The organism is Acinetobacter sp. SCLZS86, assembly GCF_021560715.1.
Lineage (GTDB): Bacteria > Pseudomonadota > Gammaproteobacteria > Pseudomonadales > Moraxellaceae > Acinetobacter > Acinetobacter towneri_A.
The window spans coordinates 729680-744746 of record NZ_CP090864.1; the positions used below are offsets into that span (position 1 = coordinate 729680).

Genomic DNA, 15067 nt, shown 5'->3' on the forward strand with positions numbered 1-15067 from the left:
CACCCTCTAATAATTTTATAAATTTCCGCTAAATGCTTGGTTTTGTAATGATTTAAATAAAATTTCAAAAACTTTCAATTGATTAGCAAGTAATTGTTTCTTCTCTCTGATTGCTAAAACTTTACTCTTGAAGTGAGCTTGTAAAGCTTCAGGTGGAATAGGTAAAACTATTGATTGAAATTCTTTGGCATTAATATTTGCCATCCCAACAATACTTTTACACATACTTTGCAATTTCTCTTTCCCCCAAGGAGAATTTAAAAAAGCAGAGATATATTCAGGTGTATAATTTGCTTTAGTTCTACCTCTTATAAGATAACCTGCATAAGCCATTGGTTCAGGGCCATTATAAACAGCAGTCTTGCCAACCAATTCTTTACTATTCGTTCGATTAAATAAAATATCACCTTCTTTTACAAGGTATTTTTCATCAGCTTGGACTTTAGTTATATATTTTAAATCGGTTAAATTCATTTCACCTGAATACGTCAAGTTATTCATGCGAAGAATAGGTATTTCGCCTTCCAATGTAGCTTTATCAGATGAACCATATTTTACTGATTCAAGCATGTCTCCAATGCACCCGATGTCCCATCCTTTAGGATTACTCACAGGATCGCCAAACATATCAATAAATGTAGCTTGTAAAAGCTGGTCTAACTTTTCAATCGCTTGCTGACGTTTTTGGCGTAATTCATCCGCTTGATCTAAAATTGACGCAATTCGGCGTTGTTCGGAAAGTGGTGGGAGTGGAACGTCTAAATCCTTAATTACACTTTGAGAAATATTTGGCTGACCACCACCAACTCGACGACTTAAAAGATATGGTTTTGATGCTTCTAAAAATCTGTATAAATAATTAACATCACAAACATTTTCATCAGGTTGAATATTACAAATAGCCTGATTAGTTGTTGCATCAAAAGTGAGCTGAGAAACTTCTCCAACTGTTGCACCATACATAGCAATTAGTAAAGAACCTTTTGACACTAATTTAGCTGAAGATTTTTCTACCGCTAAATCAGTTATGTATTCTTCAATCTCAGTGATATAACGGTTTTTTAATTCGCCTGATTTAACCCACGGAATTGTACCATTTTCAAAAAAAGCATTATTTGAACGAGAAGGTGTACCACCACTACCTGTTTTACAAAATGTACTTATTTTTTTAACAGGAATAGTCATTTCAACAACTCCTTAAGCTTAGTCATTCCTTTTAAAATATCCTGCTCAAGTACTTCTAAATCCGCCAAAATTTTACTTGGTGCTTCATATTCCACTTGCTCATACACCACTTCTTTATAACGGTTAATCGACAAGTCGTAACCATTGGCAGCAATATCCGCTTTATCCACCAAGAAACTTTGCTCAGTCGCTTTACGATCTGCTTCAGCATCCAAATTTTTAAAACGGGCAAGAATGTCAGGAATGTTATTATTTTCATGCTTTGAACTATCTAGCTCGTTACGCTTATCATCTAGCGAATAACCATCCGCCTGCATATCATAAAACCAAACTTTGTCCGTACCGCCCGACATGGTTTTGGTGAAAATCATAATCGCAGTCGAAACCCCTGCATAAGGCTTAAATACACCAGAAGGCATCGAAATAATCGCTTCAAGCTTTTGCTCTTCTACAATCTTTTTACGCAAATCCTTATGTGCTTTAGATGAGCCGAATAACACTCCATCAGGCACAATAATTGCTGTACGACCACCTGTTTTCAGTAATCGTAGGAACAAAGCTAAAAATAGCAATTCAGTCTTTTTGGTCTTAACAATCGCCTGAATATTTTTAGCACAGCTTTCATAGTCCAAACTGCCTGCAAATGGTGGATTGGCAAGAATCAAACTAAACTGACTTTCAATATGTGAATGTGCTTCGCTTAAAGAATCACGGTTTTCAATACTTGGATTTTCAACACCGTGCAGCATCATATTCATAGAACCAATACGAAGCATTGTGCTATCAAAGTCATAGCCAAAGAAAGTTTCTTCACTAAAACGCTTTGCTGCTTCAGGTGATGCAAAAATTTCTGTGCTGTGATGTTCATTTAAGTATTCACTTGCAGCAACGAGGAAGCCTGCTGTACCACAAGCAGGGTCGCAAATGGTATCGGTTGGTTTTGGCTGCATCAACTCCACAATCATCTTGATGATATGGCGAGGTGTACGGAATTGACCGTTCTGACCTGCAGATGCAATTTTACCAAGCATGTACTCGTAAATATCACCCTTAGTATCTTTATCATCCATCGGCACTTCAGCCAAGAGATCGACCACTTTCGTTAAAAGTGCAGGTGTAGGAATAGTGAAACGGGCATCCTTCATGTGATGACTGTATGTAGTATCACCTTCATTACCAAGATTTTTAATAAACGGAAAAACTTCATTGGCAATAATATTGTAAAGCTGAGTAGGATCACCCAAGGTAGTGAACTTTGACCAACGCAGATGATCTTGCTCTGGTTTGAACACTGGTTTTTCTATTGTTATTTTTAGACGATTGGCTTTGCGCTCTTTTGTAATCTGGATTTCATCAAGTCGGCGAATAAATAACAAATAGGTCATCTGCTCCATCACTTCGAGTGGGTTAGAAATACCCCCACTCCAAAATGCATTCCAGATTTGGTCAATTTTGCTTTTAATTTCGCCTGTAATCACACCGATGACTCTCAAATTTCTTTGAGGATATTGTGGTAGATATTAATAGAAAAAGCTATTGTAATTAAATGAGATGCGACATGGTTTGGCGTGAGAAATTTAAGGCAATAACTCTTTAGCATCAATCTGAAGCACAGAAGCAAGCTCATAGAGTTTTAAGACAGTGATGTTTACTTCACCACGTTCAATACGACCTAAATAACTACGATCAATTCCACATTGTAATGCTAATGCTTCTTGGGTAATTTTTTTCTCCGCTCTTTTTTTTCGTAATAATCGACCAATTTCAGTAGATAATTCTGACATTTGAAAAATTTCTCAAAAAACAGAAATATCACCAATTGAGGATTAAACATCCACGGCTTATAATCCTCATTTTCATTATGAAAGAGGTCTAAAATGTTGAAATTGAATATTCCCTTAGCCGAAGATTTCGTTGAAATAATAAAAAACAATGAAATTAAAAATTGGGAATCAAAATGCTTTTGGTTAATTATTAAACAATCAGATCGACCACGCATTTTAAGTATGAAGACATTACGTGAGCGCATGTACACAGCAATTCAAGTATTATTGAAAAATGATTTTTTGGTAGCACAAAGATCACTATGTAATAAAAGATTATATTTATATAGTGAAACGCCAAAATTAAAAGAACTGCGAAAAAAACTGATTGATATTGATGAAAACAACCCACTATTTACCCAAAAAAACACTATAAACAAAGAGTTAAGCTTTCTAAAAAATCAGGTAGATTTTATTAATGAATTGGCAGTTTCTTACCCTGAATTTTGTGATTCAATTCAAAAATATAAAGAAGAAATTGATTATCAGATTAATTTTTGTGAAGTAAAGATTAAAACAATAAATAGCATTATTAAAATATATAATGGATGATTATAAAAACCATTATATATAATATTAATATAATAAAAACAATAACTTACAATAAAAAAGTGATTGATTGATCCTGAAAAATATTCTATTTTTTCGTCAACATCATTCAAAATTTATCCGATATGATCAAATCGATTCAGCAAGTTAGAGAAGAGTTTTCAGCAAATGGAATTTCCATTGCTGAATGGGCAAGAGATAATCATTTTTCTCCAGACCTAGTTTATCGAATTTTAAAGAACAATAGAGTTCCGAAACGCGGTGAAAGTCATAAAATTGCAGTGAAATTGGGTATTAAGGAGCAAAAAAATATGAATTAATTTTAACTTTTAATTATTCTTTTTTAGTGCTAGATACAACTACCACTCTTTAAGAGTGTATTGAAATCAAATGACATCCAAATCAGCATGGATGGTAAAGGTCGATGGGTTGATAATGTGATGGTTGAACGATTATGGCGGAGCGTTAAATATGAAGAGGTGTATCTCAAAGCCTACAGCAATGTTTTGGATGCGAAGAAGCAATTAAACGCATATTTTGAATTTTATAATTTGAAACGACCTCATTCGAGTCTGGACAAAATGACTCCAGATGAGTTTTACTATGACCAGCTACCACAACAAAATAAGGTAGCTTAACTAGAGCAGAGTATCACTTATAAATAAGCTTTTAGTTGTTCAAACATGTGGGACCACCTCTATTTAAAAAAAGGAAAGAAGATGAAAATTAAGTTTTTAACAGTTTCATTGATGCTTATTCTGCCATTTTCTGTTTTTGCAGCAAATACTGTAGTAGAAAAAGCGGTCATTGAATCAAATAATACATATAAGGCGAAGTATAACTTAGAGGATATGACTGAGTTTAATCAGGCTCAAAAGGGCTTTATTGCCAAGCCAACAGGTCAAATTAAAAGTGAGAAAGGCAATGTTATCTGGGATTTTGATGCATTTAGTTTTTTACAAGATCAAGCACCAAATACCGTTAATCCCACTCTATGGCGACAAGCAAAATTAAACAACAATGTTGGGCTATTTAAAGTAACAGATCGAGTTTGGCAAATTCGTGGTTTTGATTTGGCAAATATGACCATCATTCAGGGTGATACTGGCTGGATTATTGTGGATACATTAACCTCTAAAGAAACGGCTGAAGCAGCACTTAAATTTGCTAGACAGCATTTAGGTGAGCAAAAAATTTCAGCCATTATCTTTACCCATAGCCATATCGATCATTTTGGTGGTGCATTAGGCGTTCTTTCTAGCGAAGAAATTAACGCTAGAAAAACTCCAATTATTGCGCCAAAAGGCTTTATGGAAGAAGCGACCAGTGAAAATGTGATGGCAGGTTCAGCCATGATACGTCGTGCGACTTATATGTATGGAACTTTTCTACCTAAAAATGCGGAAGGATTGGTGGATACAGGTTTAGGTAAGGCTGTTGCTGTGGGAAAAATGGGCATCCTTGAGCCTACACAACTGATCACTCAACCAGAACAGAAAATGACGGTTGATGGCTTGGATTTTGTGTTTTATAACGTGCCGGGTTCAGAAGCACCAGCAGAATTAACGTTCTCTATCCCATCATTGAAACTTTATAACGGCGCAGAAATTCTATCTCATACCATGCATAATCTTTATACCCTTCGGGGTGCTAAAGTCCGTGATGCCTTAAAATGGGTGGGCTATCTAGACCAAGCAATGCAGCATGCCAAAGCATCCGATGTATTGATTGCACAGCATCATTGGCCTGTCTGGGGCAATGACAATATTCAAGATTTTATTAAAACCCAGCGAGATGTTTATAAGTTCACGCATGATCAGACGGTGAGATATATGAACTCTGGTTTTAATGGCGCTGAAATTGCCGAAAAAATTAAGCTTCCAGCGGCACTTGATCAAAAACTATATGCTCATGGCTATTATGGAACCCTAAAACATAATGTAAAAGCAGTATACCAATATTATATGGGATGGTTCGATGCCCATCCTTCCAATTTAGATCCATTACCCCCTAAAGCTGTTGCAAAAAAATATATTGAGTTAGCAGGTGGGGAGAACAATGCATTGAAAAATGCGCGGGATGCCTACGCTCAAGCTGACTATAGATGGGCTGCCGAGATTTTAAAACATATTGTGTTGAATAACCCTCAAAACCAACAAGCAAAAGACTTATTGGCGAATACTTATCGTCAATTGGGCTATGCTGCTGAGGCTTCAACTTGGCGTAATTTCTTTTTGGTGGGCGCTCAAGAGCTACAAAATAATGTACCCCTACAAAATACTTCTGATCCGAGTGATTTATTGATTCATACACCAACTGAAAGATTTCTTGAAGCTATGGCGACAAATTTAGATGTGGAAAATTTAAAAAATGAAAACCAGTGTATCAATCTGGTTTTGTCGGATACCAAAGAGCATTTTTCATTATGGGTTGAAAACTCAGTCATGCAGTTTAAGCGTTATGATGAAAGTAAAGATTTGGCATTGGATTGCCCTACATTAACCTTAACCAAGCCCTTATATCTAAAAATGATTACAGGTCAAATAGAAGGGGTAAAAGTCCTGCTTTCTAAAGACAGTAAAGTCAAAGGTAATCCACTGAAAATTGGAAAATTCTTTGCAATGTTTAAACGTCCAGATTCAATTTTCCCGATTGTGACTCGACCAAATGGCTAAGCTCAAATAAGTAAAGTCGAAACTTAAATTAATAGATCCAAAGAAATGGGTGAAATTATCAACTTGGTTCTCCCAATCTTATAACAGGAATACAAGAAATTATTTCTTGTATTCCTCTTTAAAATTAAAAGTAAGCTATATGTATTTTAACTCTATTGATACTTTATTAAATGGTTTTTGAATTTTTATACTTTATTTTCGATGGAGATATTTTTATTAGTAGCTTGTTTAAAAAAGATTTGTTTATTTTTCTATTAATTGCTTCTAAATAATAACTTCAATATTTTTGTGGTTAAAAGGCAAGGGGGTATTATGATGTGTTTTTTATTGAAAATAAGCTTTTATATTAGGGCGAATTCAAACATGAGGTGCGACAGTTTGAAAAGTCTTATGATAATCAACAAGCTGAGCAAATTTCTCTAATGGTGTAAGCCAATCTAACGCTTTTCTAGGACGAGTATTCAGTGACATGGCAACTTGATTTAAATAATGCTGATCTGCCTGATTTAAATCAATCCCTTTAGGTAAATATTGCCTAATTAAACCATTCATATTTTCGCATGTGCCTTTTTGCCAGGGTGAATGTGGGTCACAGAAATATACATCTATGCCTAAATCTTCTTCAAGTATTTTATGTTCTGCCATCTCGCGTCCACGGTCATAGGTCAACGTTTTACGCAGTTCTGCAGGTAAATATTTCAGAGCTTCAGTTAAAGCCTTGCGCACTGATTCTGCCTTTGCATCAGGTAATGTTGCCAAGATACAGAGCCGTGTATTTCGTTCAATAAGTGTTGCTATCGAACTTTTATTGTCTTTACCTTTAATTAAATCAGCTTCCCAATGACCCGGTATTTTTCTTTCTTGAACTTCGGCTGGGCGCTCATGAATAGTTTTAATATCCTGTAATATAGAATCTTTTTTAGGTTCACCGTTAGCTTTTCGCTTTTTATTTTCATGACGCAGACAGGATAATAAGTCTTTTTTCAACTCACCCTTTGGTAATGCTCGTATCGTTGAATAAATCGTTGTATGGCTTACATTCATTGTTTGATCCAAATCAGGAAATGTCTTTAAACGCTTTGCTATTTGCTGAGGAGACCATAAACAACGGATCGCTTCAACAATAAATTTCCAGAGGATTGAATCGATTTTGAGTTTTCTGTGACCACGTCTACGTCTAGCAAAAGTGTTATCAGAAGCATATCGAGCTTGATAAACGTCATTGATGCTATTTCTTTTAAGCTCACGATAGATCGTACTAGGATGTCTTTTAATAAGTTCAGCAAATTTTCTGGCTGAAAAGCCTTCTTTTCTTGACTCAAGCATTAATGCAGTACGATCTTCAAAGTTAAGATGATGGTATGACAATTTTATATACTCCATAAACCCTTTAAATTAATTAGGTGGTTTATGTCGCACTTCAAGTTTTACTCTGCCTAGATTTTAAAGTGAAATGGGTGGCAGATTTTGGGTGTGATATACACCTTTTCCATCATTACCAATTTATTTAATTTCTTGTTTGGATGATTCTGGCGAAGAGCTCGTATATGTTGGAAAGACAAAGAATACGTCTCGATTTAATGGCGGACATTCTGCAGCCTTAAAACTCCATGCACCAGAATATAGTAATAAGCAAAAGAAAATATATAGAAGTACAGTTTGGTTTCATAATGATGAGGAATATATTTCTCTTGATTGGATTCAACCAGAAGCTTTGGCTCATGAACTTTTAGATAGTATTGAATCTCATCTTATATATCAATTTCAACCGAGTTTAAATATAGAAAAGAAGATAAAGCCAACAGCTAAATGGGAGTTTTATGTTCATATTCAGAATTTTTTAGAAGGGGGATTTTTAAATGACACCTTTATATGAAGAAATAAGGTCTGTTTGTAATATCTCGAGTTGAAGTATGCAGTAGCTAGCTTCTGTTGAGAATAGTCGCTCTAATCTATTATCATTGATTAGGTCATCTAACTTAGGAGACATTAATTATTCTTGAGCATTATTTTAATTTGAAAACCGCCATTAATGGCGGTTTTGTATCGTACCAGCTAAACAATCTTATAATCGTGATTTAGCTCACCGTTAAAATATTGTCAACGGCATTCTAAAATTGACCCCTTTCACCTTACAAATGGCAAAGTAAAATTGACCCCTTTGATCTCGTATTAAATTTCAACCTGGGGCTGAATCCCAATTCTTTTTTTATCCTTCAAACGATAACTCTCACCCGATATTTGTACCACATGACAGTGATGCAGCAACCGATCTAACATCGCAGCGGTCAACGTAACATCATCCGCAAACGACTTAGACCATTGGCTAAAGGGTAAGTTACTCGTCAATATCGTACTGCCTTTTTCATAACGCTTGGCAATCACGTTAAAGAACAGATTCGCTTCTTCACGTCCAAACGGTAAATAACCAATTTCATCGATAATCAGTAACTTTGGTCCCAGTACCGCACGTTGCATATAGGTTTTCAGTTTACCTTGCTGATAGGCTGTACTGAGTTGCAGCATGAGATCGGCGGCGGTAATAAACTTGGTTTTGACATTGTTCATGATGGCCTTATAGCCTAATGCCATAGATAAATGCGTTTTTCCTACTCCGCTAGCCCCGAGAAACACCACATTTTCTGTTCTAGCAATAAAGCTCAGATTGAACAGTTCAATCACCTGTGATTTAGGGGCCCCTAGGGCATAATTAAAATCATAGTCTTCCAGGGTTTTGACTTGAGGCAGGCCTGAGAGTTTCATCAGTACCTGCTGGCTGCGCTGTTGCCTGGCAGCATATTCATGCGTCAAGATCGCTTCAACAAAGTCGGCATAACTTCCATCCTGACCTAATGTTTGTTGTGCATGATGTGACCATTGTGATGCGATGGCAGGCAGATTGAGCTTTTGGCAAAGCTGCTCTATACGGTCGTATTGCAGATTCATCAGGAAACTCCCAGCAACTGGTCATATACAGATAAGGGATGCTGCAAACTCTCGTAGGGCATGACATGCTGTGCTGCTGCAACAGGTACAGTGCTGGAACCTGTATCTGATTGCGGTAATGGCGTAAATTTTTGCTGCTCCTGTTGCAGTCGAACAGCCGGTTTTTCTTGCGTGGTGGCATGAATCCGCTGATTGGCGGTTTCATGCAGCCACCGGCCAATGTGGGCATTGGCGACATCAACATCTAACAGTAAACCCGAAGTCTTCAGGCTTGCTTTCAATGGCACAATAAAGCTTGATTTGAGGTATCCATTAAAGCGTTCAACTTTGCCTTTGGTCTGTGCACGGTAGGGCTTACATACGCGAGGACGAAAGCTGTATTTCTTGGCGCAGTCGAGCAGTTTGGGGTTCCATTTATGCTGCCCCTCCTGATAGGCATCCCGTTCAATCATGATCGTTTTAGCGTTATCAAACAGGATTTCTTGAGGTACTCCTGCAAAAAACTGAAATGCATTTTCTAGACCATCGATCCATGCATCCGTACGTTCATGATCATAAAATTTCACGAAAGTCGCTCTGGAATACCCTAATGTTGCGACAAAAGCTTTTAAAGTCGTGTTGTTGCGTCGAATTGTCGTGAAATCCACCTGCATTTGTTGGCCAGGTTGGGTTTCAAAACGAATGATCGGTTCTGGTTTAGCAACTGGTTTTAATGTTGCAAGATATTCCCTCAATATCCTGATCTTTCCTGGATATCCCAACCTTAAAATTTCCTGGTAGAGCACAACAGCAGGAATCCATTCAGGATGAGCTGCGTTTACACGTTGGAGTAAATAGGGTTTGTATGGGTCAAGGATACTTATTCTAGGCTGTATACGCTGATACTGAGGTGTGGTGTTTTGCCGTAAATATTTACGTACGGTATTTCTGGACACCCCCAGTTCACGACTAATGGCTTTAATAGATTTACCTTGTTGATGAAGTATTTGGATTGTCACTGCTTGCTCCAAAGTTAACATGTTGAGCAGTCCAAAATGACCGCTATATTAACCAAGGGGGTCAGTTTTTAAATGCCATTAGGGGGTCATTTTTACACTGCCGCTAACAAAATATTTCAAATTATTAGTTTTAAAACGTCGGTCTTCTTGAAAAGCCTTACTCTTTTATCTGTTTTTCCAAAATAGTAAGGTTTTATAAAACCTTGAGTTTGTAAGTTGGTAATATGTGAGTGACGCATATTTAGAATTGCACTTGCTTCAGCACCAGTAACATATTCCTGTTTTAGCTCTAAAACAGCTGTTAGTTCCTTCTTACTTACAAGTTTCCAATAAACTAGATTTTCAATGTTTAAGAAACCTGTTTCACACCAATATTTTTGCATCCAATTGATAGGGCAATTTAATTGATTTGTTGCATCTAGATAGGAAATATAATCCTCGCTATCGAGCTTCTTCTTAAGATTTAATAGCGAGCAAGCTTGGATTTGAACTGATAAAGGGTTTTTCTTATCTTTGTTAAGAATTCCTTTTTGAACAAGTACTGCAACTTTATTTGGGCTAATTTTTAAAAGTGTAGCTGCATCTCTTAGCGAGTAATAATTCAAACTGGTAGTTAAAGATCCTAGCGTATCTTTTCGCCTACCAGTACGTGTGGGATAGTGTTGAATTGAGTTTAAATCATTTGAATTAATATCTTGAACATCGTTTTTTAAAAAAATATTAATTGGGGTCGAATCAATATGAGGTCCATGAACGGGCGTTATACCTATTGATTCTAATTTCTCCACAAGATTTGTAGGGTTTACTCTAAATTGTTTAGCCAACGTTGCAACTAGCATGTATTTGCTTTGGAATGTATGAACTTTTTTTTTGAGTACATTTGGGGCTTATCTGCAATTTGAACGTTTTTGTCTACATCAAACCATCCATTATTTGCCAGTTTCCTTGCTGTTTCATAATTGATTTCTAAAGTTTTAGAAATCTCTTTTAAGTCAATGCAATCATTACAGATAGTTACTGTATCTAGTATTTCGAATGTAGGTTGATCCACATTGTTTAAGCCCATAATAAAGCGCTCAATATCTAAACTTGAGATATTTCCATGATAAAGCTCTTTATTTCCAAACTTCAAATAGTCACTTTCTATCAATTTCTCAAGCTCGAAACGAGAAACCTTCAAAACACGTTTTATCTGATAATTGCTAAGTTTTCTAGAAATACTTTTTTCGCTAATTTTGTATTCGTAAGCATTTTCTTCTACAGTTTGAATGTGCTGTTTGAAAAATCGTTCATACTTTAAAAAAGGTAATAGTTGAATCCTTGGGTGAGAGTAATCACGACGTGAATGGATACATGAGCTTAGTTTGAGTACTGAAGTTTCAGGACTCTGAAAATATTCATAGACATAAAGAGAGACCTTTAAGTCTGTATTAGATCCATCAAATTCAAAAAATTCATTGAAGGCTTTCCAGCAAGCTGTGAACTCTTTAAACAGTTTATTGGAGTTATTATTTAGAACGTCAATAAACCAATAAATTGTTTCAAGAGACGTTGCTTCTCTGGTGGGAGCTTTATCCAGTTCATAACCACAGCACGAGCAGTTTTTTACACTCGCTTTTAATGTGATAGGATTGTCACAATTGGGACAAGAATCGATTAAAAAACAAGAATGAGTTGGGCATGCATAAATTGGTTTGAGCATCCATAATTTTTTTAAATACGCATTTTCAGCAAGGCAAATAGGACAGTAGCGTATGTTATCTAATACAAGCAATTCATGATCCACTTCAATAGCACCTATTATTCTAGGTGATCTATTTGTAGGACCTGATCTTTCAAATGCTAGGTATGAGTAATCACTATTTATATTTAAAGCATTTAAAACTAAGCTAAAGCGAACATCGTCTACAAGATGGTAATTGAGTGATTCCTTAATGATAGATTGATAATTAACTTTACCGACTAAATTAAAGATTGAACTATGTGCATTAAGTTTGGCGGTTCTTAGTAGGAAGCTGATTGGTGATTCATCTTCATAAGGAATTGCTTGGATTAAAAGAGTATTTTGCATAATTATATTTATTTCATGAGTGAGATAATTTGAGACATATTCATTTCGAAGGGATTTTTACTTTGTTTGCTAATGTATATCGTGATACCTAATTTCCAGGCATAACTGAAATCATTAGAGTTAATAACCTGCCGACCATCGTTTAAAGCATGCGTAATACTTTCTCTAATAAGGCTCATAATGTATGAGTGATAACCTTTCGTTGCTAATTGAATTTGCATGCCTACCAGTTGGCTATCTAAAGCTGGCATGAAGGTGATATTTTGCTTATCGAGAATTCTTGAAACTTCGGCAAGAAATGCAAACATACTTCCCCCCTGTGAGGGATCAACAGTTAATGGGTTTAGCTGGTAGATGAATTGAAATCTGCGTGCAATTTGGCTATCAATTTGAAGTAGTGGTACAAACTCAGGTAAACCAACTAAACAAAAACTGATTCCAGTTCTATTCACTAAGGTTTTAATCCAATTGCCTGTAGTTCGATTCATTCTTGTCGACGTCGGTTTACGCTCAAATAAATGGTGGAACTCATCTAAAAATATAAGCTTGGTTTCACATTGGGCAAGTAAATGAATAAGCCTACTTGTTAAGTATTCAGTCGTACCATATCCATTTTCACAAGTGATATCCCCCAGTTCTTTGAGCATCATTATGGCTAATGATTTCACTGTGGCAGGTGAGGGTACTTCTACATAACATGCTGGGATGATAGATTTTTTATGATCCTTTTCAGTTTTTTCTGAACGTGGCATCAAGCTTAAGATTGCTTTGCATAAAGTTGTTTTTCCTAATCCTCCTTCTGCCAGCAGCATGCTTCCAACTGGTTCACTATAAGAAATACTTCTTTTGACACAATCTTGTATACCAGTAAAAGCTGCCATAAATTCATTTGAGGTAATGACAATATTGTTAATAGATCGAATCCGTTCAAATCGGTTGTCAAATTTTTCCATGTTTCAATACCTCCAAAGAACCAAACTGATCAATTGAAGTAGGTGTATTTATAGTGGAAATAGATTGTTCAGAAATATCCTTTTCCTTCGAAAGAAGTTGTTCTTCAACTCTTTGTAGCTGCTTGGGAAGCTCTAGTGTAAGTGGTTTTAACCTTGGCTTTTTTCTGACAAGATTGGTTTGAATTTCGTGCATAAGTTTGTATAAATAATATAAATCGGACATTGGACCGATCTTTTTTATATCTAATTGTGACTGATTTTTCTTAAGTTTTTGAACTTCTAAATGGGTTACACGAGTCAATCCAAATGTATAGTCTTGATTAGTTGAGTCCGCTTGAATGACGACATCTTTATTGTTGGGATTAATGATAAAAACTTCATTCAAATTTAAGTCATCAACAAGCACAGTAACGGTCTTTATGCCTTGTGCTTGTAAAGTAGTAAGTGCATGAGAAAAATAACTGATATTGTCCACTCGGACTTGACCGTGATTAATACTTCTTTCAATAGGCCTACGACAGAGAATTTTGGCATCTATTTCTGTTAGAAAACTAGGCTGGATATCTTCAATAGCATCTTGCCACATGATGATGGGTGAGCGTCCTGTCGTGTGATGGATAGATTGGTGATAGACCTCATTAATCCATCTGCTTATATATTCTCTTAGTTGCTCCAAAGTTAATTGTGCATTTTTACTGGAATTATATTCACCTCTTTCTGTTGGGTTGGAGAAGGTTGTACCAGGTAGCTTTTGAAGAATTCCATGTGTCAGCGTGCTAAAAAAACGTTCAATGTGCGGTTTGTTATTAGGCGTACCAACTTGAGAAGGAGTTAGAGTAATTTTCAGTTGTTCACAAACTCTTGCGAGAGCATTATTTTTAAATTCCACACCATTATCTGGAATGATGATGCTTGGAATTCCTCCTGGTAGCTTTTGGTTCGGCCGAGTAATCATGTCTTTAATTACTTCTAATGTTGTTGCAGCACTAGGTGGGTACATATTGATATAAGATCCAACAATTGTTCTTGAGTAAACATCAATTGCACATGCTAGAAAAGGCCGCCCTAAAGCAGTTTTTGTTTTTGGGTCTATAACAATAATGTCGAGATAGTGCGTATCAATTTCGACCATGTACATAGCAAAAGGACTAATAATACTTTTACCCGCTGCTTGAAATTTTTTCTTTGCTATTCGAGAGCCTTTTTTTACTTTCAGTTCAATAAATGGATCTAATTTCTTGATATATCGTTGAATACATCTGCGTGTTGGTAAACTATCTAATGGGATGCCTTGCTCTATGAACTGACCAAGCATATGGGCTTGGACATCTTTACTACTTCTGTATTCTGGTTTTAGATATACCTCATTAATAGCTTGATTTAGAATTTGATAAATTTCTGGACTGAACCGCAAAGTGAAATTGCCTTTCGATTTATGTTTTAAGCTGAGCTTGTTATCCAAAGCAGACTTATATTGAGCTATCCATCTCGCAACAGTGCGGCTAGAAGGTGGGTTAGGGTCTTGGATTTCAGCAGATATGTGGTGTATTAATTGTGAAAGTAAATTATTACTCGTTGGGTATTGTAATAGCTGCAAGGCGCTTATTACATAACGTTCTCTTCGATGAATCGCAATACTATGTTTGGGGTTAATCATCAGTTTATCTGGTGCGAAGACACATAAAATTTCACCTGATGTATACCGGCTTTCAAACTCATTTGGGGATATCGAAAATGATTTACCCCCCGCAATAGCTGCATAACGTATAGCGTTATAGGTTACAGAACCGATTTCAAAAATATAATCAGGATGTTCTTTAAAATAAAAACGAAAACCTGGCTGGGGAATAAAAAGAGCATTATTCAT

The 15067-nt window shown here is 36.1% G+C and carries 14 protein-coding genes and 1 pseudogene; 5 read left to right on the top strand and 10 right to left on the bottom strand.

The features are described 5' to 3' along the window. Positions 1 to 15: 15 nt before the first annotated feature. The 3 genes from LZP46_RS03340 to LZP46_RS03350 all read right to left on the bottom strand — a co-directional run bounded on the left by LZP46_RS03340 (position 16) and on the right by LZP46_RS03350 (position 2969). Complete coding sequence (locus LZP46_RS03340; protein ID WP_087662176.1) at positions 16 to 1185, bottom strand: restriction endonuclease subunit S; 1170 nt, start codon at positions 1183 to 1185, stop codon at positions 16 to 18. Further along, a complete protein-coding gene (locus LZP46_RS03345; RefSeq protein ID WP_087662175.1) occupies positions 1182 to 2663 on the bottom strand; it encodes a type I restriction-modification system subunit M in 1482 nt (493 codons plus the stop codon). The genes LZP46_RS03340 and LZP46_RS03345 overlap by 4 nt, the downstream gene beginning before the upstream one ends. Before the next feature lie 99 nt (positions 2664 to 2762). Next, positions 2763 to 2969, bottom strand: a complete 207-nt coding sequence (locus tag LZP46_RS03350) for a helix-turn-helix domain-containing protein (RefSeq protein WP_032057260.1) — start codon at positions 2967 to 2969, stop codon at positions 2763 to 2765. Positions 2970 to 3062: 93 nt separating this feature from the next. Between LZP46_RS03350 and LZP46_RS03355 the strand changes: the two genes are divergently transcribed. The 4 genes and pseudogenes from LZP46_RS03355 (at position 3063) to LZP46_RS03370 (ending at position 6232) form a co-directional block, all read left to right on the top strand. Continuing rightward, positions 3063 to 3560 (top strand): hypothetical protein, encoded by a 498-nt coding sequence (locus LZP46_RS03355; RefSeq protein WP_236094677.1) that lies wholly within the window; start codon positions 3063 to 3065, stop codon positions 3558 to 3560. Positions 3561 to 3682: 122 nt separating this feature from the next. After that, a complete protein-coding gene (locus LZP46_RS03360; RefSeq protein WP_179996868.1) occupies positions 3683 to 3877 on the top strand; it encodes a DNA-binding protein in 195 nt (64 codons plus the stop codon). 48 nt (positions 3878 to 3925) lie between these two features. After that, positions 3926 to 4195: pseudogene (locus LZP46_RS03365) on the top strand (integrase core domain-containing protein); the annotation flags it as partial. Positions 4196 to 4276: 81 nt separating this feature from the next. Next, a complete protein-coding gene (locus LZP46_RS03370; protein ID WP_000693745.1) occupies positions 4277 to 6232 on the top strand; it encodes an alkyl/aryl-sulfatase in 1956 nt (651 codons plus the stop codon). Between the two features lie 357 nt (positions 6233 to 6589). Here LZP46_RS03370 and LZP46_RS03375 read toward each other — a convergent pair whose 3' ends face one another. After that, positions 6590 to 7615: an IS30-like element ISAba125 family transposase gene (locus tag LZP46_RS03375; protein ID WP_010326927.1), complete on the bottom strand. Its 1026-nt coding sequence runs from the start codon at positions 7613 to 7615 to the stop codon at positions 6590 to 6592. Between the two features lie 136 nt (positions 7616 to 7751). Here LZP46_RS03375 and LZP46_RS03380 point away from each other — a divergent pair, with 136 nt between their 5' ends. After that, the gene (locus LZP46_RS03380) at positions 7752 to 8108 is read left to right on the top strand and encodes a hypothetical protein (protein ID WP_236094678.1); all 357 of its coding nucleotides are present in this window, start codon (positions 7752 to 7754) and stop codon (positions 8106 to 8108) included. Positions 8109 to 8404: 296 nt separating this feature from the next. On the opposite strand, the gene istB is transcribed toward LZP46_RS03380, so the two are convergent. The 6 genes from istB to LZP46_RS03410 form a co-directional block, all read right to left on the bottom strand. After that, complete coding sequence (gene istB, locus LZP46_RS03385; protein ID WP_236093995.1) at positions 8405 to 9178, bottom strand: IS21-like element ISAba8 family helper ATPase IstB; 774 nt, start codon at positions 9176 to 9178, stop codon at positions 8405 to 8407. Then, positions 9178 to 10197 (bottom strand): IS21-like element ISAba8 family transposase, encoded by a 1020-nt coding sequence (istA, locus tag LZP46_RS03390; protein ID WP_004669933.1) that lies wholly within the window; start codon positions 10195 to 10197, stop codon positions 9178 to 9180. Before istA ends, istB begins: the two co-directional genes overlap by 1 nt. A gap of 95 nt (positions 10198 to 10292) precedes the next feature. Next, entirely contained in the window at positions 10293 to 11015 is a 723-nt protein-coding gene (locus tag LZP46_RS03395; protein WP_228148565.1) for a hypothetical protein, read from the bottom strand. Beyond that, on the bottom strand, positions 11009 to 12247 hold the full coding sequence (locus LZP46_RS03400) for a TniQ family protein (protein ID WP_228148564.1): 1239 nt from the start codon (positions 12245 to 12247) through the stop codon (positions 11009 to 11011). Before LZP46_RS03400 ends, LZP46_RS03395 begins: the two co-directional genes overlap by 7 nt. 8 nt (positions 12248 to 12255) lie before the next feature. Continuing rightward, positions 12256 to 13200 carry a TniB family NTP-binding protein gene (locus LZP46_RS03405; protein ID WP_178319611.1) on the bottom strand — a complete coding sequence of 315 codons (945 nt, stop codon included), beginning with the start codon at positions 13198 to 13200 and terminating at the stop codon, positions 12256 to 12258. Beyond that, entirely contained in the window at positions 13187 to 15067 is a 1881-nt protein-coding gene (locus LZP46_RS03410) for a Mu transposase C-terminal domain-containing protein (protein ID WP_087662171.1), read from the bottom strand. The genes LZP46_RS03405 and LZP46_RS03410 overlap by 14 nt, the downstream gene beginning before the upstream one ends.